The 24,867-nt window shown below is 71.4% G+C and carries 26 protein-coding genes and 1 pseudogene; 7 read left to right on the top strand and 20 right to left on the bottom strand.

The window, feature by feature from the left end:
• Positions 1 to 15: 15 nt before the first annotated feature.
• The 6 genes from ACIBK1_RS06395 to ACIBK1_RS06370 all read right to left on the bottom strand — a co-directional run bounded on the left by ACIBK1_RS06395 (position 16) and on the right by ACIBK1_RS06370 (position 5,934).
• A complete protein-coding gene (locus ACIBK1_RS06395; RefSeq protein WP_030510106.1) occupies positions 16 to 1,023 on the bottom strand; it encodes a hypothetical protein in 1,008 nt (335 codons plus the stop codon).
• A 4-nt stretch (positions 1,024 to 1,027) separates the two neighbouring features.
• Complete coding sequence (locus tag ACIBK1_RS06390; RefSeq protein WP_030510107.1) at positions 1,028 to 2,284, bottom strand: DUF4910 domain-containing protein; 1,257 nt, start codon at positions 2,282 to 2,284, stop codon at positions 1,028 to 1,030.
• Positions 2,281 to 3,300: an NAD-dependent epimerase/dehydratase family protein gene (locus ACIBK1_RS06385; protein ID WP_030510108.1), complete on the bottom strand. Its 1,020-nt coding sequence runs from the start codon at positions 3,298 to 3,300 to the stop codon at positions 2,281 to 2,283. The genes ACIBK1_RS06390 and ACIBK1_RS06385 overlap by 4 nt, the downstream gene beginning before the upstream one ends.
• The gene (locus ACIBK1_RS06380) at positions 3,300 to 3,947 is read right to left on the bottom strand and encodes a PIG-L deacetylase family protein (protein WP_030510109.1); all 648 of its coding nucleotides are present in this window, start codon (positions 3,945 to 3,947) and stop codon (positions 3,300 to 3,302) included. Before ACIBK1_RS06380 ends, ACIBK1_RS06385 begins: the two co-directional genes overlap by 1 nt.
• Positions 3,944 to 4,474, bottom strand: coding sequence for a glycosyltransferase family protein (locus ACIBK1_RS06375; RefSeq protein WP_231514047.1), 531 nt, complete (start codon positions 4,472 to 4,474; stop codon positions 3,944 to 3,946). The genes ACIBK1_RS06380 and ACIBK1_RS06375 overlap by 4 nt, the downstream gene beginning before the upstream one ends.
• A gap of 245 nt (positions 4,475 to 4,719) precedes the next feature.
• Complete coding sequence (locus ACIBK1_RS06370; protein ID WP_396732772.1) at positions 4,720 to 5,934, bottom strand: class I SAM-dependent methyltransferase; 1,215 nt, start codon at positions 5,932 to 5,934, stop codon at positions 4,720 to 4,722.
• A gap of 177 nt (positions 5,935 to 6,111) precedes the next feature.
• Here ACIBK1_RS06370 and rfbC point away from each other — a divergent pair, with 177 nt between their 5' ends.
• Positions 6,112 to 6,678 (top strand): dTDP-4-dehydrorhamnose 3,5-epimerase, encoded by a 567-nt coding sequence (gene rfbC, locus ACIBK1_RS06365; RefSeq protein WP_396732769.1) that lies wholly within the window; start codon positions 6,112 to 6,114, stop codon positions 6,676 to 6,678.
• Between the two features lie 42 nt (positions 6,679 to 6,720).
• On the opposite strand, the pseudogene ACIBK1_RS06360 reads toward rfbC, so the two are convergent.
• Positions 6,721 to 7,922 (bottom strand): annotated as a pseudogene (locus tag ACIBK1_RS06360) (RNA-guided endonuclease InsQ/TnpB family protein).
• A 151-nt stretch (positions 7,923 to 8,073) separates the two neighbouring features.
• Here ACIBK1_RS06360 and ACIBK1_RS06355 point away from each other — a divergent pair.
• Positions 8,074 to 8,919 (top strand): glycosyltransferase, encoded by an 846-nt coding sequence (locus ACIBK1_RS06355; RefSeq protein ID WP_396732766.1) that lies wholly within the window; start codon positions 8,074 to 8,076, stop codon positions 8,917 to 8,919.
• Here ACIBK1_RS06355 and ACIBK1_RS06350 read toward each other — a convergent pair.
• The 9 genes from ACIBK1_RS06350 to ACIBK1_RS06310 form a co-directional block, all read right to left on the bottom strand.
• On the bottom strand, positions 8,914 to 10,083 hold the full coding sequence (locus ACIBK1_RS06350) for a hypothetical protein (RefSeq protein WP_396732763.1): 1,170 nt from the start codon (positions 10,081 to 10,083) through the stop codon (positions 8,914 to 8,916). The two genes, ACIBK1_RS06355 and ACIBK1_RS06350, sit on opposite strands and share 6 nt — an antisense overlap.
• A gap of 4 nt (positions 10,084 to 10,087) precedes the next feature.
• Positions 10,088 to 10,876 (bottom strand): WecB/TagA/CpsF family glycosyltransferase, encoded by a 789-nt coding sequence (locus tag ACIBK1_RS06345; protein ID WP_396732760.1) that lies wholly within the window; start codon positions 10,874 to 10,876, stop codon positions 10,088 to 10,090.
• A gap of 113 nt (positions 10,877 to 10,989) precedes the next feature.
• A complete protein-coding gene (rfbD, locus tag ACIBK1_RS06340) occupies positions 10,990 to 11,847 on the bottom strand; it encodes a dTDP-4-dehydrorhamnose reductase (protein ID WP_396732757.1) in 858 nt (285 codons plus the stop codon).
• A gap of 10 nt (positions 11,848 to 11,857) precedes the next feature.
• Positions 11,858 to 12,829 (bottom strand): dTDP-glucose 4,6-dehydratase, encoded by a 972-nt coding sequence (rfbB, locus tag ACIBK1_RS06335; RefSeq protein ID WP_030510118.1) that lies wholly within the window; start codon positions 12,827 to 12,829, stop codon positions 11,858 to 11,860.
• 92 nt (positions 12,830 to 12,921) lie between these two features.
• Complete coding sequence (locus ACIBK1_RS06330) at positions 12,922 to 13,986, bottom strand: glucose-1-phosphate thymidylyltransferase (RefSeq protein ID WP_363527249.1); 1,065 nt, start codon at positions 13,984 to 13,986, stop codon at positions 12,922 to 12,924.
• Between the two features lies 1 nt (position 13,987).
• Positions 13,988 to 15,457 (bottom strand): sugar transferase, encoded by a 1,470-nt coding sequence (locus tag ACIBK1_RS06325; RefSeq protein ID WP_051762093.1) that lies wholly within the window; start codon positions 15,455 to 15,457, stop codon positions 13,988 to 13,990.
• A 531-nt stretch (positions 15,458 to 15,988) separates the two neighbouring features.
• On the bottom strand, positions 15,989 to 16,360 hold the full coding sequence (locus ACIBK1_RS06320; RefSeq protein ID WP_030510121.1) for a hypothetical protein: 372 nt from the start codon (positions 16,358 to 16,360) through the stop codon (positions 15,989 to 15,991).
• 76 nt (positions 16,361 to 16,436) lie between these two features.
• Complete coding sequence (locus tag ACIBK1_RS06315; RefSeq protein ID WP_030510122.1) at positions 16,437 to 17,051, bottom strand: GntR family transcriptional regulator; 615 nt, start codon at positions 17,049 to 17,051, stop codon at positions 16,437 to 16,439.
• A gap of 9 nt (positions 17,052 to 17,060) precedes the next feature.
• On the bottom strand, positions 17,061 to 17,984 hold the full coding sequence (locus tag ACIBK1_RS06310; RefSeq protein WP_396732752.1) for an EamA family transporter: 924 nt from the start codon (positions 17,982 to 17,984) through the stop codon (positions 17,061 to 17,063).
• Between the two features lie 232 nt (positions 17,985 to 18,216).
• Between ACIBK1_RS06310 and ACIBK1_RS06305 the strand changes: the two genes are divergently transcribed.
• Together ACIBK1_RS06305 and ACIBK1_RS06300 are read left to right on the top strand one after the other, a co-directional pair.
• Positions 18,217 to 20,259, top strand: coding sequence for a sensor histidine kinase (locus tag ACIBK1_RS06305; RefSeq protein WP_396732749.1), 2,043 nt, complete (start codon positions 18,217 to 18,219; stop codon positions 20,257 to 20,259).
• The gene (locus tag ACIBK1_RS06300) at positions 20,256 to 20,609 is read left to right on the top strand and encodes a DUF742 domain-containing protein (protein WP_030510125.1); all 354 of its coding nucleotides are present in this window, start codon (positions 20,256 to 20,258) and stop codon (positions 20,607 to 20,609) included. Before ACIBK1_RS06305 ends, ACIBK1_RS06300 begins: the two co-directional genes overlap by 4 nt.
• Before the next feature lie 4 nt (positions 20,610 to 20,613).
• Here the strand turns inward: ACIBK1_RS06300 and ACIBK1_RS06295 are convergent, their stop codons facing one another.
• Together ACIBK1_RS06295 and ACIBK1_RS06290 are read right to left on the bottom strand one after the other, a co-directional pair.
• On the bottom strand, positions 20,614 to 21,018 hold the full coding sequence (locus ACIBK1_RS06295; protein ID WP_030510126.1) for a hypothetical protein: 405 nt from the start codon (positions 21,016 to 21,018) through the stop codon (positions 20,614 to 20,616).
• 90 nt (positions 21,019 to 21,108) lie between these two features.
• The gene (locus ACIBK1_RS06290) at positions 21,109 to 21,561 is read right to left on the bottom strand and encodes a hypothetical protein (RefSeq protein ID WP_231514048.1); all 453 of its coding nucleotides are present in this window, start codon (positions 21,559 to 21,561) and stop codon (positions 21,109 to 21,111) included.
• Positions 21,562 to 21,846: 285 nt separating this feature from the next.
• On the opposite strand from ACIBK1_RS06290, the gene ACIBK1_RS06285 reads away from it, so the two are divergent.
• Positions 21,847 to 22,173 (top strand): hypothetical protein, encoded by a 327-nt coding sequence (locus ACIBK1_RS06285; protein ID WP_231514049.1) that lies wholly within the window; start codon positions 21,847 to 21,849, stop codon positions 22,171 to 22,173.
• 79 nt (positions 22,174 to 22,252) lie between these two features.
• On the opposite strand, the gene ACIBK1_RS06280 is transcribed toward ACIBK1_RS06285, so the two are convergent.
• Positions 22,253 to 23,086, bottom strand: a complete 834-nt coding sequence (locus tag ACIBK1_RS06280) for a hypothetical protein (protein WP_396733161.1) — start codon at positions 23,084 to 23,086, stop codon at positions 22,253 to 22,255.
• Between the two features lie 90 nt (positions 23,087 to 23,176).
• Complete coding sequence (locus ACIBK1_RS06275) at positions 23,177 to 23,731, bottom strand: TetR/AcrR family transcriptional regulator (protein ID WP_030510130.1); 555 nt, start codon at positions 23,729 to 23,731, stop codon at positions 23,177 to 23,179.
• Positions 23,732 to 23,830: 99 nt separating this feature from the next.
• Between ACIBK1_RS06275 and ACIBK1_RS06270 the strand changes: the two genes are divergently transcribed.
• Both ACIBK1_RS06270 and ACIBK1_RS06265 read left to right on the top strand, forming a co-directional pair.
• Positions 23,831 to 24,283 carry a nuclear transport factor 2 family protein gene (locus ACIBK1_RS06270; RefSeq protein ID WP_030510131.1) on the top strand — a complete coding sequence of 151 codons (453 nt, stop codon included), beginning with the start codon at positions 23,831 to 23,833 and terminating at the stop codon, positions 24,281 to 24,283.
• 44 nt (positions 24,284 to 24,327) lie between these two features.
• Complete coding sequence (locus ACIBK1_RS06265; protein WP_063754670.1) at positions 24,328 to 24,843, top strand: GNAT family N-acetyltransferase; 516 nt, start codon at positions 24,328 to 24,330, stop codon at positions 24,841 to 24,843.
• Positions 24,844 to 24,867 lie beyond the last annotated feature (24 nt).

Below are 24,867 nucleotides of genomic sequence, written 5' to 3'. Positions count from 1 at the left end.
CGGCTCTCCCGATCCCTAGTTCTCCTCGGTGACCCGCTCCAGCCAGATCTCCCGCCAGAACGGCACGAACGCCCGTGGGCAGTTGGCCTTGTACACACCCGCGCAGACGACGCCGTCGAGGATGATGCAGGGGTTCTTCATCTGCAGCAGCCGCCCGGTCTTCTCGTCGATGCATCGTTCCACGCGCGCGGCGACCCGGCCCACGTGTCCGCAATACCGCGCCATCTCCTCCTCGAACCCCATGCCGCGGTTGAGCCGCTTCGTGTCGAGCGTGGCGACGATCGCCTCCCGCGACTTGACCCGCACGAGCTCGCCCGGTTGCAGGTCGCTCAGCTCGGTCGGGGTCGTGGTGTTCGGGCCTGGCGCCACGAAGCCCCATGCCATGCCGTCCCTGAACCGCAGCCGTCGGGGCAGCCTGCGGCTCGCCCTCTGTAATCGGTTGAACAGCCCGAAGAAGATCGTGCGGAGGGTGGCCAGGACGCCGGCGTTGCCCACCCGGACGTCCGTGACGTACTGGCCGAGGTCCCTGAAGGGCAGGGGCTCGGGCGCGGCGCGCAGCAACTCGGTCGCCTGGCAGCGGTACCGGACCTCGCCGTCCACGGCCGGTTCCCTGCGCGAGTTGATCTCAAGCAGGGGAAGCCTGCGCTCGGGCGCGGGCGCGTCGTCGGGCACGGGCGGGCCCGGGTCCACCCGTTTGAGCCAGGCCTCCTTCCAGTACAGCGAGCACGCGGTCTGGCAGCCGCCGTGGGCCGAGCCGTCGCAGCGCGCCCCGGTCAGGTGCACGGCGTCCCGCATCCGCCGCATGCCCGTGCCGGTCAGCGTGTCGCACAGCTTGTGCGCCACCTTGTGCACCGTCATCCGCCGCCCGCAGAACGACAGCATCTCCGGCATGAAAGGCAGGCCGTCGAGCTCGCCCTTCTCGTCGAGTGTGGCAATGATCTCCTCGACGCTGCGGACCTCCACCACCTCGCCGACCGTGAGGCCGAGGGCCTTCGGTCGTGCGGAGGCCTCGAACTGCGTCATCCGGTCACTCCTTCACGAGTCCCGCGACCAGCAGAGCCTGCGCCGCGTCCGCCACCACGTCGAACGGCAGTCCAGAACGTTCCGAGATGTCGAGCAGGCTGTGGGCGCCGTCGGACTGGTTCAGCACCCACAACATCGCCATCTGCGCCTGTTTCGTGTCGCTGCGCCCGCCGAGCGACTCGTACAGGCCGCGCCTGCCCAGCTGGGGCTCGCCGTACGGGCTGAGGTTCACGTAGGTGCGGTTGCGCTCCAGCACCTCGAAGGCCCGCACACAGGTGTCCAGCGTGTCCAGCATCGCCTCCTCTGTGACGAAGTCCGGGTCGTCCGCCGAAGTGTGATACTCGGGATAGCCGGCGTACGGGGTCCTGGTCAGGCAGCCGACCGGCAGGTCGAACCCGGGCGAGCAGTACTGCCGCTCGTCGTAGCCGTAGGGGGAGAAGTCCACCAGCGTGTGCGGGCGGTCCCGCAGGACGTGGGCGAGGACCCGGTCGATCTCGGCGTCCCCCCGCCGGCTGCGCTTGTAGGTGATCGGCCCCCGGTCTCCCGCGCAGGCGAGCACGATCCCGTGCCTGATCCGGCCGGCCCGGTCCCGGTTGCGCGCCAGCCAGGCGATGGAGCCGATGGTTCCGGGCGCGAACAGGAAGCGGTAGGTGTAGTGCCGCTCCTCCCGCGCCAGCAGCCGCGCCAGCCGGGTCGCCACGGCGACGCCCGCCAGGTTGTCGTTGGCGAGCGAGGGATGGCAGACATGACACGAGACCAGGACCTCCTCCGCGCTGCGGCCCGGGATCACGTGCTCGCCGTACGTCAGGTGCCCGTCGGCGAGCGACGAGTCGATGCGCACCTCGTACGGCCCCGGTCCCATCCCCGCCAGCGTGTCCTCGCTGAGGCAGAACCCCCACGTCTCGGCGTAGTAACTGGTGCGGTACGGCACCAGACCGGGCCGGCCGGGAAGCGTGTGCAGGTGGGGGCGGAGCTCCTCCAGGGTCATGGTCGCCGACACCGGCACGCTGTAGCCGACCACGTGCAGGTTGGACGCCGCGAAGTCGACGATCCGGGTCCCGGAGGAGTCCTTGATGTAGGCGTCGCGGATGTTCCATTCCTTGGGAATGGTCCAGTCGAGGACCTGGGTGCCCGTGGGCACCTCGCTGATCTCCAGCGGGATCGACTCGCCGATGATCTCCAGGGTGCGCCGCAGGCCGGATCCGGTGATGCTGCGGCACAGCGGGTAGAGCCGCCTGACCAGCGCGTGCATCTCGCTCATGGGCGCAGCGAGGAGTCGACGGCCCCCGCCTCCCGCCGGTCGGACAGGCGGGCGAGCCGGGTGAAGCGGCGCTCGAAGTCCTCCTTGGTCAGCCCGTACTCGCGGTAGGCGTCGACCAGTTCCACCGCGCCGTCCTTGACCGACCAGCGGGCCTCGTATCCGGGGAGGGCGGCCCTGATACGGGAGAAGTCCACGCGGTAGGAGCGCGGGTCGGCGCCCGCCTCGCCGGTGATCACGAGCGTGGCGCCGGGCACGGCCTCGACGACCTCGTCCGCGATCTCCGCGACGGTCAGGTTGTTGCGCTCGGTGCCCACGTTGAACGCCTTCGCGTGCACCGCCTCCCTGGGCGCGGCCAGCGCGGCGGCGAACGCCTCCGCGATGTCGCGGGCGTGGACCAGCGGGCGCCAGGGCGTGCCGTCCGACAGCACGCGCACCTCCCCCGACAGGCACGCGTGGCCGACCAGGTTGTTGAGCACGATGTCGGCCCGCAGCCTCGGCGAGAAGCCGAAGGCCGTCGCGTTGCGCATGAAGACGGGGGTGAAGTCGTCGTCCGCCAGAGCGGTCAGGTCGTCCTCCACCCGGACCTTCGACTCCGCGTACGGGGTCACCGGCCGGAGCGGCGCGTCCTCGTCCAGCAGGTCGTCGCCGCCCGACGCGCCGTACACCGAGCAGGTCGACGCGTACAGGAACCGGCGCACGCCGGCGTCCCTGGCGAGCCGGGCCAGCCGCGAGGAGGCGTGGTGGTTGATGTCGTAGGTCAACTCGGGGGCCAGCGAGCCGAGCGGGTCGTTGGACAGCGCGGCGAGGTGGACGACGGCGTCGAACCCCGCCAGGTGCTCGGGCCGGACGTCCCGCAGGTCCACCGCGTACGTCTCGGGGTCGGCGGGCGGGGGGCCGAGCACGCAGTCGGCGAACAGCCCCGAGTCGAGACCGACCACCTCGTGGCCGGCCTCGGCGAGCACCGGGGCCATGACCGTGCCGAGATAGCCCTGGTGTCCGGTCAGCAGTAGCCGCATCAGTTCTCCAGGTCGAGGGTGAGCTTGTCCACGTGAAAGGCCTCGGCGTACCGCGCGTGGCACTCGATGCCGCGGATGCGGGCGAGGCCGAGGAAGGCCTCCGGGTCGTACCAGGGGCGGTGCCGCTGTGAGGGGTAGTGGCTCTGCAGCAGGGCGACCTTCTCCTCCGCCACTGCGGGGGTGAGCGGCTGGTAGACCGCCGGCCGGCCGAGGTCGCCGTCCCACTTGACGATCTCGTAGCCCAGGACCAGGTGGTCACGGAACGCGGTCGGCACCAGTTCGGCGAGGCCCCGGTGATCCTGGTGCAGGTCGCCCCGGTGGGGGGCGACGACCAGGTCGGGGTCGCCCGCCGCGCGCAGCTCCTCGACGGCGTTCTTGGCCTCGTCCCAGTGGGCGGGCAGCCGCCCGTCGGGCAGCTTCAGCACGGTCAGCCGCAGGTCGGCGCCGGGGCAGAAGGCGGCGAGCGCGGCCCGTTCCTCGTCCTCCCTCTCGGTGCCGCCGCCGGACAGCACCAAGGCGTCCACGCGGACGCCGGGGTGCGCGGCGCAGACGGTCAGCAGCGTGCCGCCCGCCCCGATCGCGATGTCGTCGCAGTGCGCCGCGAGCGCCGCGATCCCGCGCACGCGGCCGGGCCGCAGCCCGATCACACGTGCTCCCACAGCGCCCACGGCCGGTCGCCGCGCGCCCACGCCTGGTCCAGCTCCAGCCGCTGGTTGACGGTGTCGCTCGGCCGCCAGTAGCCGCGGTGGGGGTAGGCGAGCAGCCGGCCCCGCTTGGCCAGCTCGGCGCAGCCGTCGGCCACGAGGTCGCCGTTCACGGGGATGTGGTCGAAGACCTCCTGGCGGAGCACGAAGAAGCCGCCGTTGACCCACAGCGGCATCTCGCTGACCGCCGTGATCGAGCCGACCCTGCCGTCCTCGCCCACATCCACGCAGTGGAAGGTGTTGGACGGCGGGACCACCATCATCGACGCCCCGGCGTCCGCGGCGCGGAACCGCTCGACGATGTCGGACAGCGGCGCGTCGGTGAGCACGTCCGCGTAGTTCGCCAGAAAGATCTCATCGCCCTCAAGATAGGGGCGTACCCGGCGGAGCCGCTCCCCGATGGGCGAATCGACCCCGGTGTCCACGAGGGAGATCGACCAGTCGGAGATGTCGGTGGACAACAGGTCCACGCGGCCGTTACGCAGGACGAAATCGTTGGACGCCGTTTCCTGATAGTTCAGGAAAAAACTCTTGATATGTTGCGCGCCATATCCGAGACAAAGGATGAAATCCCGATGTCCGAAGTGCGCGTAATACCGCATCACATGCCATAGCAGCGGACGAGGGCCGACGAGCTGCATGGGTTTGGGGATGTCCCCGCCGGGAAGGTCGCTGCGCATCCTGGTGCCCCGGCCTCCGCAGAAGAGGACGACTTTCACACGATCTCCAGACTGGGGATCGGGAAGACCAGCCGGCCTCCCCACTCGCGTACGTACGAGAGCTGGGCGGTCAACTCCTCCCTCAGGTTCCAGGGGAGCACCAGCACGTAGTCGGGGCGATCGGCGGCGATCTGCTCCGGTGGGAGGACGGGGATCCGCGCGCCGGGGGTGAACCGTCCGTGCTTGTAGGGGTTCCGGTCCACCGTGTAACGCAGCAGGTCGGGACGGATGCCGCAGTGGTTGAGCAGGGTGTTTCCCTTGCCGGGGGCGCCGTAGCCCACGACCGTTCTGCCCTGCGCGGCCGCGTCGAGGAGGAAGGTCAGCAGCTCCCGCCGGACCCGCGCCACCCGCTCGGCGAACTGCGCGTAGCCGGACAGCTCGTGCAGCCCGGCGGCCTTCTCCGCCGCCAGCACCTCGGCCACGCGCGGGCCCGGCTCCGCGCCGAGCTCCGCCGGGCGGGCCCACAGCCGGATCGATCCGCCGTGGGTCGGCAGCAGCTCGACGTCCACCAGGGCGAGCCCGCCGCTCGCCAGCGCCCGCTCGGCCGAGGCGACCGTGTAGTACTGGAAGTGCTCGTGGTAGATCGTGTCGTACTGGTTGAGCTCCATGAGGGTGAGCAGGTGCTGCACCTCGATGGAGACCCAGCCCCGGTCGTCCACGAGCGCGCGCAGCCCCTTGGTGAAGCCGATGACGTCGGGGATGTGCGCGTACACGTTGTTGGCCACGACGAGGTCGGCCGGCCCGTGCTCGGCCCGTACGGCGGCGCCCGTCTCCGGCCCGAGGAACGCCGTGACCGTCGGGACCCCGTTGTCCCTGGCCGCCTGGCCGACGTTCACCGACGGTTCGATGCCGAGGCACCGAATGTCGCGTTCCACGACGTGCCGCAGCAGGTAGCCGTCATTGCTCGCCACCTCGACCACGAAGCGGGGGCGCAGCCGCTCGGCCGCGTCCGCCACGAACCGCCGCGCGTGCTCCACCCACGAGGTGGAGTACGACGAGTAGTAGGCGTACTCGGTGAAGGTTTCCTGCGGCGTGATGAGCGCGGGGATCTGGGCCAGCCAGCAGTCGGTGCACACCCGCAGGTGCAGCGGATAGGTCGTCTCCGGTTCGTCGAGCTGCTCCGCGCCGAGGAACCGCTCGCACGGCGGCGTCGCGCCGAGGTCGACCACGCCGACGAGGCTCGCGGACCCGCACAGCCGGCACGTCGTCATCAGAACCTCCTCCGACCGTGCGGAGAACTTCGCACCGGCCGTTCTCCGGATGAATTCCGGGCAGGCGTAACCGACAGAAACTGAGCTGGCATTTCCCTCCCAGCACCGGAGTCCGACAGTCATAAGTCGGGCGCTGGACCGCGAGCGTTACAAGACGCCTGTGTCATGATTCCGGCCATGGAGCGGATGAGTATCGAGGGGGCGTGGAGCTTCACCCCACGAATCCACAGCGACATCCGGGGCGACTTCCTCGAATGTTTCAGGGCGGGGGAGTTACGCGAGGCGATCGGGCACAGCATGGAGCTGGCCCAGGCCAACTGCTCGGTTTCCCGGCGCGGCGTGCTGCGCGGCGTCCACTTCGCGGACGTACCGCCCGGCCAGGCCAAATACGTGACCTGCGTCTTCGGGGCGGTGCTCGACGTCGTGGTGGACCTGCGGGTGGGCTCGCCCACCTTCGGTATGTGGGAGGGGCTCGTCCTCGACGACGTGTCCCGGCGCGCGGTGTACGTGTCGGAGGGCCTCGGCCACGCGTTCGCCGTCCTCAGCGAGCAGGCCACGGTGCTCTACCTGTGCTCCCAGCCGTACGCGCCGGGGCGCGAGCACGGCGTGCACCCGCTCGACCCGGAGATCGGCGTCGACTGGCGGCTCGACGGTGAGCCGGTCCTGTCGGACAAGGACGCCGCGGCGCCCACGCTGAGCGAGGCGCTGGATTCCGGGATCCTCCCGAGATATCGGGCCTCCTGACATGGAGGAGACCCATACTGCTCGTTTGACTTCCTCCCGGCCCTAAAGGACCGGGATTCCCGCCCTCACGGGCTGGGCTTCCTGCTTCATTGCCGACCACCGAAGGGAGGCCCCTTGCGGACTTACGTCAGCTCCACAGGCGTACACCGCTCGACCAGCGGCCAGGATGTTCTTGGCGGCGTTGACGTCCCGGTCGTGCCGGGTGCCGCAGTCCGGGCACGTCCAGTGCCGGGTGGACAGGGAGAGTTCGGCGAGCAGGTGCCCGCACGCGCTACACGTCTTCGAGCTGGGATACCAGCGATCGATCATGACCAGGTGGCGGCCGTACCGCTGGGTTTTGTACTCCAGTTGACGGCGGAACTCCCCCCACCCGCAATCGGAGATCGCCCGCGCCAGGCAGTGGTTGCGCACCATGCCTTCGATGTTGAGGTCTTCGATCACGATGAGGTCGTGGTCGCGAACCAACCGCGTGGAGGTGCGGTGCAGGAAGTCGGCGCGGGCTTCCCGCACTTTGGTGTGGGCGCGGGCGACCTTCGCCCTGGCCTTGGCCCGGTTGTTACTGCCGCGCTGTTTGCGGGCCATCCTGCGCTGGTAGCGGGCCAGGTTCCTGGCCTTGCGCTCCAGATGGCGCGGGTTGGGGATCTTCTCGCCGGTGGACAGGACAGCGAAGTGGGTCACGCCGAGGTCAATGCCGACCTGGCCGCCGGTGGCGGGCAGCGGCTCGGGTCCGGTCGCGGTCTCCACCGCCAGGGAGACGTACCAGCGGCCATCAGAGTCGCGGGAGACGGTCACCGTGGTCGGGTTGATCGTGGCAGGGTCGACTTCGGGCCAGGACCAGACGAACTCCAGCGGGTCGTCCATCTTCGCCAGGAACAGCCTCCCGCCCCTCCAGCGAAACGCCGAGCGGGTGTAGGTCGCCGATTGCCTGCCATGCCGCGACTTGAAACGCGGGTATTTGGCGCGTCCGGCGAAGAAGTTCACGAACGCCGTGTGCTGGTGCCGCAACGCCTGCTGCAACGGGACGCTGGACACCTCGTACAGGAAGTCGTGGCCGCCGTCGCGTTTCAGTTCGGTCAGGTACCGGTCGGTCTGCGCATAGGACGTTCTCACGCTCTCGTCCCGGTAGCGCGCCTGCCGCCACGCAGGACCGTGTTCCAGACCAGGCGTACGCAGCCGAACGTGCGGTTCAGCACCGCTACTTGTTCGGCGGTGGGGTAGACCCGCACCTTGTAGGCCGTACGCATGTTCGTATTTTACGAGCACTTTGCCTGGCCGTCAGCGGAAGGAGCAGATCATGAGCGCTTCGCGCTCTGGGCAGCCCCGGCTTCGCCGGGCCACCCCTCACGGGGTCCGGATTCCTCCCGGCTCTGAAGCACCCTTCCTCAGGAGAATCCGGTGACGAGCGTCGTGATTCCCGCGCACAACGAGGCTCCGGTCCTCGGTCGTCTGCTCTCCGGGCTGCTGGGCGACGCCCGGCCGGGCGAGTTCGACGTCGTGGTCGTCGCCAACGGGTGCACCGACGAGACCGAGTCGGTCGCGCGGGCGCACGGAGTGCGCGTGCTCAGCACGCCGGTGCCCTCCAAACGCGAGGCGCTGCGTCTCGGCGACCGGGAGGCCCGCGGCTTTCCCCGGCTCTACGTGGACGCCGACGTCACCGTGAGCACCGCGGGCGTACGCGCGCTCGTGGCCCGTCTCGGCGGGCCGGGCACGCTGCTCGCGGCGGCGCCCGAGCGCGATCTGGCGCTTGCCGGACGGCCCTGGGCCGTCCGCGCGTACTACGCGATCTGGACCCGTTTGCCGCACGTGCGCACGGGGCTGTTCGGCCGCGGGGTCATCGCGGTGACCGAGGCGGGCAACGACCGGATCCGCGCGCTCCCGCCGGTCATGGCCGACGACCTGGCCGCCTCCCTGGCGTTCGGCGAGGACGAGCGGACGGTCGTGGCGGAGGCGCGGGCCGGGATTCAGACCCCCCGCACGTTCGCCGACCTGCTGCGCCGCCGCGTCCGTGCGGCGACCAGCGTGAGCGAGCTGGAGCGCGAGACCGGTCCGGGCGGGCCGTCCGCGCGCACGAGCCTGGGTGACCTGGTCCGCATCGCCGCACGAGAGCCGTGGCTGCTCCCGGCGGCGGCCGTCTTCACCTCCGTCACCGTGCTGGCGCGGCGCAGGGCGCGCCGCGCCGTACGGGCGGGCGACTACACGACCTGGCTGCGCGACGAGAGCAGCCGGGCGCCGGGATCATGACGGACGCGGCAGCTCGAACAGCCAGGCGTACAGGAGCCAGCCCAGCTCGTAGGGCCGGCATTCGCGGTCGACGGCGACCGGCGGGTAGAACCGGTCGAGGGTGGCGAGCCGGGCCGCCGGACGGGTGCGGGTGGCCACCGCGCGCAGACCGCGCACCAGCTTCTTCGGGTCCGCCCTGGCCGCCTTCCGCCAGGTGAGGCTCAGCCGCTCGTCGATGAGCGACTCGCCGGACTCGGGCCGCTCGCTCATCCAGCGCACGCCCTCGCCGATCTCGTCCAGGTAGGCCGTGCCCCCGGCGTCGGCGAGGTCGAGCAGGGCCATCGGGGCCATCGCGAGCTGGTGGACGCTGTAGACGGGATATCCCTCGACCACGGCGCCGGTGCGGGCGTCGTAATGCCACCACCACTGGCCCTCGGCGCCCTGGGCGGCGCAGATCCCCGCGGCCACCTGTTCCGCGGCGGCCAGGGCGTCGGCGTCCCCGACCGCGGCGTGCAGCCGCGCCAGCGCCTGCAGCGGGTACACCTGGTCGGCGAAGCAGCCGACGTGCGCCCGGTACCACGGCACGAGCGGCCCGGACGACGGACCGAGCACGTGCCGGTAGAGGCGGCCGGACGCCAGGCCGCCGAGCAGCCGGGCCCGGGCGCGTTCCAGCCTGCCGTCCAGCTCGGAGCTCGCTCCGAGCCTCGTCCTGGCGGCCACGAGCGCCGCGAGCTCCCACGCGGCCTCGACCGTGTACACCTGACCCGAGGAGGCGAGCCGGTCGATCCCGGCCAGGTGCCGCAGCGCCTCGTCCAGCGCCGGATGTCCCGTCTCCGCCGCCGCCCAGCAGATCAGGGCCGCGTCGCCGAGCCCGCGTACGCCGGGCAGCCGTCCGACGAGTCGCCCAGCCAGGTCGGCCGCGGTGTCACCGGCGAGCGCGGCTCGCTGCCGCTCCTCCGGGAGGGTGGCCACGCCGAGCGCGACGATCGCCGAATAACGCACGCTGCGGCCCTCCGCGACGGCGTCCCACGTGCCGTCGGGCCGCCGCATGCCCCTGCGGGTGAACACGAACTCCCCGTCCACGTAGCCGGGCGGCAGTCCGCGCACCGCCAGGTCCACCATGGCCGGCAGCAGGCCGGCCGGCGCGCCCGGGCCCAGCAGGGCGATTCTGCGGTGCTGCGTCACGTTGTCACTCCAGAGAATCGGCGGAACTCGCGAGACGGCCGCGGTCACGGATCAGTCCCGCGGCCACGAGGAGGAGGAACCTCCCGTTGGTCTTCAGATATCGGGGGCCGAGGCGCGCCGGCTCCTGCAGCAGGCGGTACAACCACTCGAACCCGAGGCGCTGCCAGGCGCGCGGCGCCCGGCGGGTGCGTCCGGACAGCACGTCGAAGGCGCCGCCCACCCCGTGCACGACCTTGGCCCCGGTGGCCTCGCCCCAGTCGCGGACGAAGATCTCCTTCTTCGGCGAGGTCATGCCGAGGAACAGCAGGTCGGCTCCGGACAGCGCGATCTCCTCCGCCACCCGCGCGGACTCCCCGGCCGGGAAGTAGCCGTCGCGGTACCCGGCGATCCGCAGGGCGGGGAAGTCGCGCCGTACCCGCTCGACCAGCAGGGCGAGCACCTCCGGCGTGGCCCCGAGGAAGTACGGCCGGTATCCGCGCCGCTCCCCCTCGGCCAGCAGCTCCGTGAACAGGTCGATCCCGGCCACGCGTTCCGGCAGCGGGTGGCCCAGCAGGCGCGCGGCCCACACGACGGCCTGCCCGTCGGCGAGGACGAGGTCGCAGTCGAGCACCGACCGCCGCAGCTCGGGGTCCCTGCGCATGGTGACGATCTTCGCGGCGTTCACCACGCCGATGTCGAGCCGTCCGCCGCCGTCCACCGCCTCCACGCAGGCGGCGACGACCTGCCGCATGGTCAGCGCGTCCAGCGTCGTGCCCAGCACCGACCGCCTGTGTGCCCGTCCCGGCGCCGTCATCGGGGGACAGTCCCGTCCGCGTCGTGCGCCACCGATCCGTCCACGAATCCCCACCGTCCATGAATGCGCCACGGGATGCCGTCCATGGGTTATCGCGCGGACGCCCGCGAACGTCACAACCCGCCGGAGCCGGCGAGCCAGGGCCAGGCGTCGCGCAGTGCCTCGCGCCAGTCCCGCATCGGGGCCAGCCCCGCCCTCCCCCATGCCTCGTGCCCGAGGACGCCGTACGCGGGGCGCCGGGCCGGGCGGGGGAAGTCCCGGCTGCTCGTGGGCCTGACGCGGTCCGGGTCGTCGCCGAGCAGGCGGAAGATCTCCCGGGCGTAGCCGTACCACGTCGTCCGGCCCGCGTTCGTCCCGTGGTAGACGCCGGGGGGCGGGCTCGCGCGCACCAGCCGCACGATCTGGGCCGCCAGGTCGCCCGTCCAGGTGGGCTGGCCGTGCTGGTCGTCCACCACGCGCACCGGGTCGCCCCCGGCGGCGAGCCTGATCATCGTCTTGGCGAAGTTCGGCCCGTGCGCGCCGTACAACCAGGCGGTGCGGACGACGTAGCCGCCGTGCCGCAGGGCGGCCCGTTCCCCCGCCGCCTTGGTCCGCCCGTACGCGTTGACCGGGTTGACCGGCTCGTCCTCGGCGTACGGCGTCCGCGCCGTGCCGTCGAACACGTAGTCGGTCGACAGGTGGACGAGCGTCGCGCCGTGGCCGGCGCACGCGGCGGCGAGCGGGCGCACGGCGTGGCCGTTGACCGCCAGCGCCTCCCGCTCGCGGGTCTCCGCCTCGTCCACGGCCGTCCAGGCCGCGCAGTTCACCACGACGTCCGGTTTCTCCGTACGGACCGCCGCCCGGACGGCCGCCGGGTCGCACAGGTCGAGGTCCCGCCGGGACAGCGCGGCGACGTCCTCGCCCTCGCCGGCCAGCAGCGTGGTGAGTTCGGCGCCGAGCATGCCCGCGGCGCCCGTGACCAGCCACCTCATGGCGTCGCCGTCACCGGGCCTCCGCCCGCAGCGGTTTCCACCACGACGGGTTGTCGGCGTACCACCGCACGGTCGACTCCAGGCCCTCGTCGAAGGACACCTGGGGGGCGTAACCGAGGGCGCGCAGCTTCCGGTCGTCGAGGGAGTAGCGGCGGTCGTGCCCCTTGCGGTCCTCCACCCGTCTGACGAGGTCGGGTGAGGCGCCGAGCAGGTCGAGCAGGCGCCGCGTGAGCTCCAGGTTGGTCAGCTCGGCCGTGCCGGCCACGTGGTAGACCTCCCCCGGCCCGCCCACCTCGGCGACGAGCTGGATGGCCCGGCAGTGGTCGGAGACGTGGATCCAGTCGCGGACGTTTCCGCCGTCGCCGTACAGGGGAACGGGCCTGCCCTCGATCAAATTGGTGATGAACAGCGGGACGACCTTCTCCGGGTACTGGTACGGCCCGTAGTTGTTCCCGCACCGCGTGACGGAGACCGGCAGCCCGTGGGTGACCGCGTACGCGCGAGCGATCATGTCGCCGCCCGCCTTCGAGGCGGCGTAGGGCGAGCGCGGCGCGAGCGGCGCGTTCTCGTCCCACGACCCCGTCTCGATCGACCCGTACACCTCGTCGGTCGATACATGGACGACGCGCCGCACCCCGGCGGCCAGGCACGCGTCCATGACCGTCTGCGTGCCCAGCACGTTGGTCCGCACGAAGTCGGCCGCGCCGTCGATCGACCGGTCGACGTGGGACTCGGCCGCGAAGTGGATCACCACGTCGTGGCCCGGCACCACCTCGCCGAGCAGGCCCGCGTCGCACACGTCGCCGTGGACGAAGTCGTACCGCCCCTCCACCGGGGCGAGGTTGGCGAGGCTGCCCGCGTACGTGAGCCGGTCGAGCACCGTGACGGACGCCCCGGCGAAGGCCGGGTATCCGCCCGTGAGAACCGTACGGACGTAGTGGGAGCCGATGAAGCCGGCGCCGCCGGTGACCAGTAACTTCACAGAAGAACCACACCTGTCTTCGAGCTCGGGACGGGAAAGGGCTTGTGCCGGACGGGCCGGGAGAGCGGCAGCGGTCGGAAACCGTGCGGCGGTCAGGAACTGATCTGGACCCTGCTGTGGTCCCCCAGCACCAGCCGGTGGGCCTTCGGCGTGTCCGGAGCCGGCGTGATCTCCACGTCGTGGCCGATCAACGACGCCTCGATCCGCCGGACCCCCTCGATGGACGAACGGGCGAGCACGATCGAATACTCGATCTCGCTGCCGCTCACCACGCAGTCGGCGCCGATCGACGTGAACGGGCCGACGTACGAACGGTCGATCACGGTCCCCGAACCGACGACCACCGGGCCGACGATGCGGGAGCGGCGCACCGAGGCGCCGGCCTCCACCACGACCCGCCCGATGAGCTCGCAGTCCTCGGTGTCGCCGTCGACACGGCGCTCCAGGGATTCCAGCACCAGCCGGTTCACCTCGAGCATGTCGGCGACGTTCCCGGTGTCCTTCCAGTATCCCGAGATTACGGCGGGCTCGACCTCGTGGCCGGCGTCGATGAGCCACTGGATGGCGTCGGTGATCTCCAGCTCCCCCCGCCAGGACGGCTTGAGCTCCGCCACGGCGTCGTGGATCGCCGGGGTGAACAGATAGACGCCGACCAGGGCGAGGTCGCTCTTCGGCTCGCGCGGCTTCTCCTCGAGGCCGACGACCCGGCCGTCGCCGGCCAGTTCCGCGACGCCGAACTGGCGGGGATCGGACACCCGGGTCAGCATGATCTGCGCACTGGGCCGCCGCTGCCGGAAGCGTCCGACCAGGTTTTCGATGCCGCCCACGATGAAGTTGTCGCCCAGATACATGACGAAGTCGTCGTCGCCGAGGTAGTCGCGGGCGATCAGGACGGCGTGCGCCAGCCCCAGCGGCGCCTCCTGCCTGAGGTAGCTCGCCTGCAGGCCGAACCGGGACCCGTCGCCCACCGCCGCCTCGATCTCGTCCTGGGTGTCGCCCACGACGATGCCGACCTCGCTGACGCCGGCCGCCGCGATCGACTCGAGGCCGTAGAACAGGACGGGCTTGTTGGCCACCGGGACCAGTTGCTTCGCGCGGGTGTGGGTGATGGGCCGCAGCCGGGTGCCGGACCCGCCCGCGAGCACGAGGGCCTTCATGTCAGTAGGCCCCCCTGCCGCCGGTGACCGCGGACCACGTCTTCCACAGGATCTGCAGGTCCAGCAGGAGCGACCAGTTCTCCACGTACCGCAGGTCCAGCCGGACCGACTCCTCCCAGGACAGGTCCGACCTGCCGCTCACCTGCCACAGCCCGGTCATGCCCGGCCGTACGACCAGGCGCCGGTGTACGTCCGTGCCGTACCGCTCGACCTCGGCGGGCAGCGGCGGGCGCGGCCCGACGAGCGACATCTCGCCGCGCAGCACGTTGAGGAGCTGGGGCAACTCGTCCAGCGAGTAGCGGCGCAGCATCAGGCCCACGCGGGTGATCCGTGGATCGTTCCGAATTTTGAACAACACGCCGTCCGAATCGTTGGATGCGGCCAGAACCGGCTTGAGCCGCTCGGCGTCCACGACCATGGTCCGGAACTTGAGCATGTGGAACTCGCGGCCGTACCGGCCGATCCTGGTCTGCCGGAACAGGGCGGGGCCGGGGCTGGTGGCGCGCACCACCGCCGCGATGGCCAGCATCGGGAAGAGCAGGACGAGCAGGAACGCGGCCGCCACGATCCTGTCGAAGCCGTTCTTGACGAGGCGCCTGGAGCCCTGGAGATCGGGGTGCTCGACGTGCAGCAGCGGCATCCCCGCGACCGGGCGGACGCTGATGCGCGGCCCCGCGACGTCCATCAGCGCCGGGGCGACGAACAGGTCGGTCCCTCGCGACTCGATCCCCCAGGCGAGTCGGCGCAGTGCGGCGCCGTGGAGTTCGGGACACGCGAGGACCGCGACCGCCTCGGCGTCGACCTTGTCGACCACCGTGGGCACGTCCCGGAAGTCTCCGAGCACGGGCACGCCGTCGATGTGGGAGCGCTGCCTGCGGTACTGCGCGCTCGGCAGGCATGCGGCCACCACCCGCATGCCGTGGTACGGCTGCCGCCTGAGCTGCAACACCAGTTCGTGGATGGACTGCCGGTGCCCCACCGCCACGACGGGCCGCATGTACCGGCCCTTCATGCGCAGCCGGTGCAGCCGCTTGCGCAGGCGGTGCCGGATCAGCAGCGTCAGCACCGTGGCGAGCGGCAGCATCGCCATGACGTAGCTGCGGGCGACGTTCGTCTGCGTGAGGTACGCCCCGATCGCGACCGCCGCGATGAGGCCCAGACCCGCCTGGGCGACCGAGCGGAACTCCTCCGTCCCCTCGCCGTGGGCACGCGTGCGGTAGCCGCCGGCGACGCCCACGACCAGCGGCCACGAGATCGTCAGGGTCACGCCGAACGCGAGGTCGTACACGGGGATGAAGGCGCCGAACCACAGCCGCGTGAGCTCGACGCCGGCGAGGGCGACGACAGCGCAGAGCAGGTCTCCCACCAGGAGAACCTTCGAATAGGAGCTCGTCGACACGCTCACCGGCAGCCGCACATGGACTTCACGGGGAAACACCCCCGATTGCGCCAACTCCGTTTGCGATTCCATCTCACCGCGCCTAGGTAGTCGGACCGTCCAGGTGATTGACGCCCCTCGCGTCCCAAAGGTTGACCCACGACTCACCCATTTGAGGGCGTGCCCGCACGAGGATGATGTTAGACAGCGACCGCCCGGTAGGGAACGTAAGCCTCCTGTCCACAATTGGTCGCAATGACCCCACCTGGAGGGCTTGACGGGAACGGTCCAAGATGGCACGACCGGCCCTCAGCACGACATATACCGGCAATACATGCCGATACATAACGTACCTACATGGCCAACTCATACAACCGCGAAGAGGCGCGGCAGGCCCGAAGATCCCGCGAATACCTACCCCTATACACCTCGGAAATACCGTTTGGTCGAATCAACTCCACAATCGCACCCGACCTTACTTTCCGATTCAAACATGCCGGAATGCGATGCCGTTTGGATGGCCGACGCCGGCCCCGGAAACTCACCGAACTACATCCGGAGGAGTGCGGAAGTCCGCCTCGCCGCGCGAAACGATTCACGGGACGGCGCGGCGCCCGCCGGCCTCTAGTCGTATTCCAGGTCCGGCAACGGGGAGGGGGGCTCCGGGCTGCGCCACACGACGACGTAGTCCGAGCGCGCGCTCGCGACCGCCGTGCTCAGGCGTTCGAGGTCGAAGTCCGGCAGGTAGCGCAACCGGGACAGGAAGCTCGCGTCGGTCGCCGAGTGCGGCACCACGCAGCCCTCGCCCTCACGGTCCAGCAGGACGATGAAGACGTCCTCCGGCTGGCCGGGCGGATCCTGATCGTCGTGGCCGCCGACGCGGACCTCGACCACGTCCTCCCAAGCGAGGGCCTCGACGCTGCCGTCGGCGTAGTGACGTGTCACGCCTTCTTCGGTGACGTACACATAGGTGTCCGGCACAGGGTTGCCGTGCATGGGCGCGATTGTGACGACTTGAAGCGGGGCCGTGCAAGGGAATCCGGATCTCCGGCCGCCCGGAGCGCCTCCGGGCTCAGGCGTGCCGCCACCGCAGGTGCTCGCGCATCGCGTGAACGGCCGCGTCCGCCGGCCCCTCGGCGACGAGGCGCAGCAGCGCGGCGTGCTCCGCGGCGAGCTCGTGGGGATCCTCGTAGGAGTGCCTGAGCCCGACCAGCCCGAGCCGCGTCTCGGCCGCGAGCGTGGCGTACAGGCGCTCCAGGCGGGGGCTTCCGGCGGCGGCGACGAGCGCCTCGTGCAGCGCCATGTGCTCGGCCACCACGGCCGCCCAGGGCGCGCCGGCCGGCAGGCCGGACAGGCGGTCCAGCGCCTCCTCCGCCGCCGCCACCCGGCGGCCCGCGACGGCCTGCGCCATCAGTTCCTCCAGCGGCGCGCGCACGTACATGAGGTCGGCGAGGTCGGCGGAGGTGAGCACCGGGACGTACGCGCTGCGGTTGCGCTCGCGCCGCAGCAGTCCCTCGTGGACGAGCAGCGCCAGCGCCTCCCGCACGGTGGGGCGGGCCACGCCGTATCGGGCGGACAGCTCCTGCTCGGGCAGCGCGGCCCCCGGCTCGATGTCCCCGGACAGCACCCGCTCGCGCAGCGCGGCGGCGAGCGCCTCGACGGTGGAGACGGGCCTCAGGGTGGTCACGTGCCGAGCCTAGTGGCGGCCGCGGGCCGGCGCCTTCGGCGTCTCGGGGGCGGGGGTGCCCGGCGGGCGCGTCCCGGCGGGCAGCGCCACCACGACCAGCCCGAGGGCGAGCAGCACCAGACCGGCCCACGAGACGAGGGACAGGTGCTCGCGCAGCGCCACGACGCCCAGCAGGGCCGCGACGGCCGGCTCGGCCAGCGCGAGCGTGGCCGCCGTGGCGACGGGCGTCGTGCGCAGGCCCCGGCCGTACAGGAGATAGGCCAGCCCCGTCGTGGCGCAGCCGAGGTAGAGCGCGGCGAGCAGGCCGCCCGGGCGCGCGAGCCAGCCCGGCCCGGTCAGCGCGAGGACCGGCAGCATGAGCACCGCCGCGCCGCCGAACATGACGCCCATGACGGTCCCCGATTCCATGCCCCCGCCGATGGCCCGGGCCGCCACCACCGCGTAGAAGGCGTAGAGGAGCCCGCCGAGGAGGGCGAGCGCGACGCCTCCGGCGTCCACGCCCCCCGTTCCCCTCCCGCCGGTGACGAGCACCGCGCATCCCGCGACCGCGGCGGCCGTGGCGAGCGCCCAGCGCCCGCTCGGCCGCTCGCGCCCGACGATCCAGGACAGGAGCCCGGTGAAGACCGGGCCGCTGCCGATGGCCACGACCGTGCCGATCGCCACGCCCGTCCTGCCGACCGCGGCGAAGAAGCACAACTGGTAGGCCGCGACCGCGGCGGCCCCAAAGACCAGCGACCGGCGCATCGGAACGTTCCCACCGGAGGCGCGGCGCTGCCTGACAAGCGCCAACGCGCCCAGCAGGGCCCCGCCGAGCACGAGGCGGGCCGCGGCCAGCGAGACGGAGCCGGCGGCGGCGAGGGTGCCCACGGTGCCCGCGGTCCCCCACAGGACGGCCGCCGCGACCACCGCGAGCGGGCCCGATCTGGAGTTCATGGCAGGATTGTCTGACAACTAGACAGTCCCAGGCAAGTACTTTCCCCCGGAACGTCGAGACTGTCCCGATATGGGGCTGTGGCCCAAGTCGTTAGGAACGATCCCTGGTGGCCCAGCTAACCGATTGCTATGGTTTCGCCACTGTTAACACATATGTAACCGACGGGCAGGTCTAATGGCTGGTCGGAAACGGTCCATCCGCTTCAAGATTTTCGCGATTCTGCTGGTGCCTGTGACCGCCCTGGTGGTGATCTGGGGGTTCGCCGCCAAGCTGACCATCGAGCAGGGGCAGCAGCTCCTGCGCATCCAGAAGGTCTACGACAACATCGTCTATCCCGTCAGTGCGGCCATCAACGAGCTGCAGACCGAACGGTTCGTGTCGGTGAGCTACCTCGCCTGGCGCACCTCGTCGCTGCGCACCGATCTCCAGGTGCAGCGCCGCAAGACCGACGCCGCCGCGGTCCTGCTGACCCGCCTGTCGGAGCAGGCCCGGGACGAGACGCCTCCCGCCATGTGGGACCGGGCCCAGGACCTGATCCGGCAGATGGACCGGCTCGACATCCTGCGCGGCCAGATCGACGACCACCGGCTCACCCGCCTGGACGCGATCGAGGAGTACAGCACGGTCGTCGAGACCGCCCACCAGGTCTACGACCGCCTGATGATCTCCCCGGACATCGACCTCATCGAACAGACCAAGGCGCTCATCCTGATCACCCGCAGCCGCGAGCTGGTCAGCCAGCAGTCCGCGCTCGTGCTGGGCGCGCAGGCGTCCGGGCGGATGACACAGGACGAACGGGACGCCTTCTCGGGGATGGTCGGCAAGCGCCGCCTGCTCTACCAGCTCGGCACGAGCCAGCTCGACGCCGGCCTGCTCAAGCAGTACGGCGCGCTGAACTCCACGCCGGTCTACACGTCGTTCGTCTCCCTGGAGGACGACGTGATCTCCAGGGTGCGGCCGGGCCAGCCGCTCCCGCCGGAGGCGCTCGCCTGGCCGACGACGGCTCAGGCCCTGACCCGCCAGCTCACCGAGACGACCGACGCGGCCGCCGACGCGACCGCCGCCCGCGCTGTGCCGCTGGCGCAGAGCGTGCTCTGGGACATCGGCATCGTCGGCGGGCTCGGCCTGGCGGCCGTCCTCGCGACCGTGTTCATCTCCTTCCGGTTCGCCCGTACGGTGACCGGCGAGCTGAGCATCCTGCACCGGGCCGCGGCCGACCTGGCCGGGCGGCGGCTGCCCGACCTCGTACGGCGGCTGCGGCGCGGCGAGGACGTCGACGTGGCGGCCGAGACGCCGCCGATGGCCCAGGCCAGCGGCACCGTCGAGATCGAGAACCTCGGACGCGCGTTCACCTCGGTGCAGCTCACCGCGATCGAGGCGGCCGTCGGCCAGGCCGAGCTGCGCAAGGGCGTCAACAAGGTCTTCCTGAACCTGGCCCGCCGCAGCCAGTCGCTCCTGCAGCGCCAGCTCGGCATGCTGGACGGCCTGGAGAAGGAGATCAACGACCCCGACCTGCTGAAACGGCTGTTCGGCGTCGACCACCTCACCACCCGCATGCGCCGCCACGCGGAGGGTCTGATCATCCTGTCCGGCGCCGTCCCGGGCCGCGGCTGGCGCAACCCGGTCCGGCTGTACGACGTGGCCCGCGCCGCCACCGAGGAGGTGGAGGACTACCTGCGGGTGGACGTGAACATGCCCCACGGCTACTCGCTCACGGGCGGCAGCGTCACCGACGTCGTCCACCTGCTCGCCGAGCTGATCGAGAACGCCACGGTCTTCTCCCCGCCGCAGACCCGCGTGCAGGTCAGGGGCGAGCTGGTCGCCCGGGGCTTCGCCATCGAGGTCGAGGACCGCGGGCTCGGCATCCCCATGGAGGAGCTGGCGCACCTCAACGCGCGGCTCGCCGACCCGCCGGAGTTCGACCTGGCCGACAGCGACAGGCTCGGGCTGTTCGTCGTCGGGCTGCTGGCCCGGCGGCACAACATCCGCGTCTCCCTGCGCACCTCGCCGTACGGCGGGACGAGCGCCGTGCTCCTGCTCCCGCAGGAGATCGTGGTGGAGAACGACACGAGGGAACCGGCGGTCGAGCGCCTCGCCCAGCCGGAGACCCCGCCCCCAGCCCTGGCCCTCACGCCGCCGATCGGCGGCGGCGCCCAGGACTCCCTCCCCCGCCGGGTGCGGCAGGCCAGCCTGGCGCCGCAGCTCAGAGAGGAGCGGGGCGACCTGTTCTCCTCCTTCCAGGCCGGCTGGCAACGCGCTCAGGAGGACTCGTGACAGAACACGAGGACGGGCCGCTGCTGCGCCCCTACACGCTCACCCGTGGCCGTACGCGCCCGAGCGGGCCCGACTTCGACCTGATGACCATCATCAGGACGGCTCCCGCGGCGTACAGCGGGGTCTCCGGGCTGGCCCCCGAGCACTGGCGGATCCTGCAACTGTGCCGGATCCCCCTCTCTGTGGCCGACCTGGCCTCGGAGCTCGGCATGTCGCTGAACGTCGTGCGCATCCTGCTGGGCGACCTGCGCGACCAGGGGCTGATCAACGCGCGGCCGCAGGCCACGGTCGCCCAGCTGCCCGAGGAGCGCATCCTCCGCGAGGTGATCCAGGGACTCCAGGCGCTGTGAGGCGTCAGAAGTCCTCCTCGCAGGACTCGATCAGCCGCTGCACGTGCCAGCGGGCCGGTGTCATCAGCTCGTCGGCGTACCGGTCCAGCAGGGCCGCGCACGCCACCGCGTCGGCGGTCTCGACGGACGGCAGGACCAGGATGTCCTCCTCGCCGTCCAGCACGAGGCCGCCCCGCACGCTGAACGTCTCCTCGCCGACCGCGACGGCGGTCTCGAACACGAGGTCGTGCCCCGGGAGCGCCAGCGCGGCGCCGAGCCGTACGGCGGGCCCGGCCAGGTCGGAGACGGGCTCGGCGCGGACGTGGGGGAAGAAGTCGCGGGAGACGGACCGCCCCATCTCGCTGAACCGCGCCGCCGTTCGCATCAGCGCTTCCAGGAGTTCGGCGGCACCCTGACTGTTGGCGTCCACCCCCGCAGGGTAGATCACGGAAAGTTGCGGTTTGGCCAAATTATTAGGTTGGACCGGAGATTTCGCCGGAAAGGGCGGCGATCCGGCAACTCAGCGGAAGGCGTAGCACTCCACCTCGGCCCGCCGGCGGGTCAGCCCGCCGCCCACCGACTCCTGGACGCAGGCGCGCTGCGCGGCGCTGAGTTCGAGAACGCCGCAGACGCTGACCCCGGAGTACGTGCGGCAGTCGAGGGCCGGGTTGAACGTGCCCACCTTGTATTGCTCGCGCACCTGCGTGCGGCAGCGGTCCCGCGCCTCCGGCGTCTTCGCGTAGCGGCATTGGCCGACGAGGATGTCGTACTGCCTCTGGCTCACCTCCTGCCGCTGCACCCCTCCTTTGGGCGGCACGGGCCCTTTGGGCAGGGCGAGCGCCTGCGGCGGACTCCCGGCCCACGGGCCGGTCCTGGGGTGGCCGCCGGTCCCGGCGGCCACCGACGCGACTGCGGCGACCGTGCCGAGCATGGTCATCGCAGCGAACACGGCGACAGCGACGATCTTTCTCATGGCGATCCTCCCGATCAGAAACGTACCCACGGCCGAACGGCCGCCCCCGGCGCCGCGCCGAGCCTCGCATGGACCGTCGTGACCTTGTGTCATGCCGGAGCCGACACATGCACTACGGGGAGTAAATACGTCATTGCGACGTGTGATCGAAGACGATCAAGGGTAGATGTGGCGACGGATCCGACGGGGACGGCGTTGCGCCATTCACACCCGATTCTTCGATCCGAAATCCGGTCATTTCCGATACAACGGAGCTTTTACGTGCGATTTGTTCAGGCAATCACGATGAGCGCGCTGGTCCTCACCGGGCTCACGGTCACCGGCGCGGGCGCGCTGGCCGACGCGGGCCCGCAGACCACGTCCCCAGCCGTCGTCGACGGCTACCAGATCGTGACGCTGCCCAACGCGAACGTGCCGAACTTCACCCGGCGCACCGTGTACTGCCCCGCGGGCAAGCGCGCCGTGGGCGGCGGCGGCGAGGCGCAGGGCAACGACGCGGTGCTCGTGGGCAGCTTCCCCACCCCGGACGGCACCGGATGGATCGCCCTCGGCCGGCAGAACTCCTACAACACCGTGGGCATCAGCGTCTACGCCATCTGCGCCAACGCCTGACCAGATCACACTCAGCGGATCACACTGGGCAGGGGAGCGGGCAGAGCCCGCTCCCCTGCCCACGTGAGGGCGTGACGCGTCAGGAAGTGCCAAGGGGCGACGGCGCCGGGCTCCCGGCCGGTTCCCTTCTGATGAAGGCGGAGGAGGCCCCGCCCAGCGCCAGGCGAGCCGGCAACCCCGTCGTCCGGCTTCGGCGCCCGGCGCGCGCGAGCCCGCTCACGGTCAGCGTCCCGTCGCACGGCCACTCGTCCGCCTGGTCGCCCGACCGGTCCCACACGGCCAGCGGGCCGTCCATGTGCGCGGTGAGCAGATACTGCAACGGAGTGCGCGGCAGGAACAGGTCGGCGTCGGGGGTCGCGCGCCGTACGGCCCGGGGCAGCACCGGCTCGCGCAGCCGCACCAGCGTGGCGGGCTCGGCCCGCTCGACCAGCGCGCGGATGTCCGGACCGGACAGGGTCGCCACCTCCCGCGCAATCGAGACGTTCCTCACCAGCACGCGCACCGGTCCGGACGCGCCGTCCATGCGGGCCAGCGCCTGCTCGGACCTGGCGTCGCAGACCACCTGGTCGGCGAACAGATCGTGCACGCGGGCCACGCCCCCGGCCCCGATCGCCGCGACGGCCGCGGTCAGCGCGTCCGCACCCGTGGCCGCCTCCCACCGGAGGGCGGGGCCGCAGGTCGCGCAGCCCGTCGCGACGGACGCGGACCTGCGGACGTCCGGCGCCCGGCTCTCCCGTCCGCAGTCCTCGCACAGGACGGCAGAGGGCGAGTCGGCAGAGGGCGGGCGGCAGTCGTCGCAGCAGACGAGCGGATACAGATACCTGCGGCCGGCCCGGTCGAACAGCTCACGCACGCAGGCCGGACAGAGCCCCCGCTCACTTCGCCGAGTGCCGGGGGAAGCCGAGATGACCATGGAAGCGGCACTGCCCACGGCCGAGCGCTCTAATCACACAGGTCACGGGATTCTCAGGAGTCCCACGCGCGGTCCTGCCGTACGGCCTCCTCAGCCGTCGGCGAGGGAGCGCAGGGACGGGCGGAGCGCCTCGGCGATCCGTTCGGGGGACGCGTCGCGCAGGGCCGTGAGGCCGAGCAGCTGATGGGCGATCGTCACGCCCAGCATCGTGCTGACCATCAGGGCCGCCCGCAGTTCGGCGTCGCCGGAGCCGATCGCGTCCGCCAGCTGCGCCACCTGGGCGTCGAGCTTGCCGCGCACCTCATCGGCGGCGTCGGGGTGAGTGAGCATCGAGCGCATCATCGCCACAGTCGCCTGCGGCAGCGGCCCCATCTTCATGCCGATCCTGCCCAGCAGCTCCTCGACCGGCTCCAGCTCGCCGTCCAGCGGCGGAATCGACGGAATCCGCACGGCCTGCTCGAACAGCTCCTGTTTCGACCCGAAGTACTGCATGACCAGGGCCGGATCGACCTCGGCCGCCGCCGCCACCGCCCGGATCGTCGTCCGCTGGAAGCCGCGCTCGGCGAAGATCGCGCGCGCGGCGGACAGGATGCGCTCCTCGGTGCGGCGCCGGCGCTCTGCCCGGCTCGTCGGCGTCCCCTCCACGCGTCGACTCTACCGGCGTTGACCGATCGGCCCATTCACTCTACAGTCGTTGAGTCTCAACAGCTGTTGAGTGAAGCGCTTGAACGATCGGAGATACGGATGCGACTCACCCCACGCGAGGTCCTGGCCCGCTACCACCGGGCGATGGTCGGCAGGTCGGCCGACGACCTCGCCGACCTCTACGCCGCCGACGCCCTGCACACGTTCCCGTTCCGGGCGCCGCTGTTCCCCGGCCGTCTGGAGGGGCGGGAGGAGATCCGCGCCCTCTACCGGGCCGCGTGGGGCGCGAGCCCCGTACGGATCGCCGAGCTCCACGACGTCGTCGTCCACGAGGCGGCCGACCCCGAGGTCGTCATCGGCGAGTGGGAGGCCACCGGCACGGTCGAGCCCGACGGACGGCCGTTCCGGGCCACGGGCCTGCTGACCCTGCGCGTACGGAACGGCGAGATCGTGGAGACGCGCGACTACATGGACGTGTTCGGCACCTACCACGCGATGGGCCGGCTGGAGGACGTCGTGGCCGCCGCGCAGAGCGGCGCGGCCACGGCCTGATCGGGATCACGCTTCCGCCTGCGGGCACGGCCACAATGGTGACCATGACGATCTCGGGGACCGTGGTCCGCCGGGCGGGGGCGGCGGACGCCGCGGCCCTCGTCCGCCTGCGCGCCGTGATGCTGGAGGACATGGGGGCGGACGTCGGGGACGAGAGCGCGCCCTGGCGGGCGACGGCCGAGGCGTGGTTCACCCGGCGGCTGAGCGATCCGAGGGACTTCGCCGCGTTCGTGGTGGACGACCCGGCGCTCGGCGTGGTGAGCTGTGCGGCGGGCACCTGTGACTCCCGCGCGCCGGGGCCGACGAACCCGAGCGGCCTGCAGGGCCACGTCTTCAACATCTGCACCGACCGGCGCCGCCGCCGGCTCGGCCTCGCCCGCGCCTGTCTCGACGCGCTGCTCGCCTGGTATCGCACCGAGACCGGGGTCCGGACGATCGACCTCAACGCCACGTCGTACGGGATCGAGCTGTATCAGTCCCTCGGGTTCGACGCGCCCCGCTATCCGGCTCTTCAGCTGCGGCTGGGCCCGCCGCTCGGGCACGGCTTCACGAGCCGCTAGCCAGTGCCCCTTGGTGACGATCGT

This window comes from Microbispora rosea (genome assembly GCF_044460045.1).
Classification (GTDB): Bacteria; Actinomycetota; Actinomycetes; order Streptosporangiales; family Streptosporangiaceae; genus Microbispora; species Microbispora rosea.
The sequence above is the reverse complement of the archived record's forward strand: the minus strand, read 5'-3'. Positions and strand labels throughout refer to the sequence as shown.

Excerpts from the sequence above, each read along its gene's own strand:
- ACIBK1_RS06345 (WP_396732760.1), bottom strand. The coding sequence starts at position 10,876 with ATGACGGCGCCGGGACGGGCACACAGGCGGTCGGTGCTGGGCACGACG.
- ACIBK1_RS06270 (WP_030510131.1), top strand. The coding sequence starts at position 23,831 with ATGCGACTCACCCCACGCGAGGTCCTGGCCCGCTACCACCGGGCGATG.
- ACIBK1_RS06395 (WP_030510106.1), bottom strand. The coding sequence starts at position 1,023 with ATGACGCAGTTCGAGGCCTCCGCACGACCGAAGGCCCTCGGCCTCACG.
- rfbD (WP_396732757.1), bottom strand. The coding sequence starts at position 11,847 with ATGAGGTGGCTGGTCACGGGCGCCGCGGGCATGCTCGGCGCCGAACTC.
- ACIBK1_RS06290 (WP_231514048.1), bottom strand. The coding sequence starts at position 21,561 with ATGAGAAAGATCGTCGCTGTCGCCGTGTTCGCTGCGATGACCATGCTC.
- ACIBK1_RS06280 (WP_396733161.1), bottom strand. The coding sequence starts at position 23,086 with ATGGTCATCTCGGCTTCCCCCGGCACTCGGCGAAGTGAGCGGGGGCTC.
- ACIBK1_RS06330 (WP_363527249.1), bottom strand. The coding sequence starts at position 13,986 with ATGAAGGCCCTCGTGCTCGCGGGCGGGTCCGGCACCCGGCTGCGGCCC.
- ACIBK1_RS06385 (WP_030510108.1), bottom strand. The coding sequence starts at position 3,300 with ATGCGGCTACTGCTGACCGGACACCAGGGCTATCTCGGCACGGTCATG.
- ACIBK1_RS06390 (WP_030510107.1), bottom strand. The coding sequence starts at position 2,284 with ATGAGCGAGATGCACGCGCTGGTCAGGCGGCTCTACCCGCTGTGCCGC.
- ACIBK1_RS06310 (WP_396732752.1), bottom strand. The coding sequence starts at position 17,984 with ATGAACTCCAGATCGGGCCCGCTCGCGGTGGTCGCGGCGGCCGTCCTG.
- ACIBK1_RS06320 (WP_030510121.1), bottom strand. The coding sequence starts at position 16,360 with ATGCACGGCAACCCTGTGCCGGACACCTATGTGTACGTCACCGAAGAA.
- ACIBK1_RS06370 (WP_396732772.1), bottom strand. The coding sequence starts at position 5,934 with ATGACGACGTGCCGGCTGTGCGGGTCCGCGAGCCTCGTCGGCGTGGTC.
- ACIBK1_RS06325 (WP_051762093.1), bottom strand. The coding sequence starts at position 15,457 with ATGGAATCGCAAACGGAGTTGGCGCAATCGGGGGTGTTTCCCCGTGAA.
- ACIBK1_RS06285 (WP_231514049.1), top strand. The coding sequence starts at position 21,847 with ATGAGCGCGCTGGTCCTCACCGGGCTCACGGTCACCGGCGCGGGCGCG.
- ACIBK1_RS06265 (WP_063754670.1), top strand. The coding sequence starts at position 24,328 with ATGACGATCTCGGGGACCGTGGTCCGCCGGGCGGGGGCGGCGGACGCC.
- rfbC (WP_396732769.1), top strand. The coding sequence starts at position 6,112 with ATGGAGCGGATGAGTATCGAGGGGGCGTGGAGCTTCACCCCACGAATC.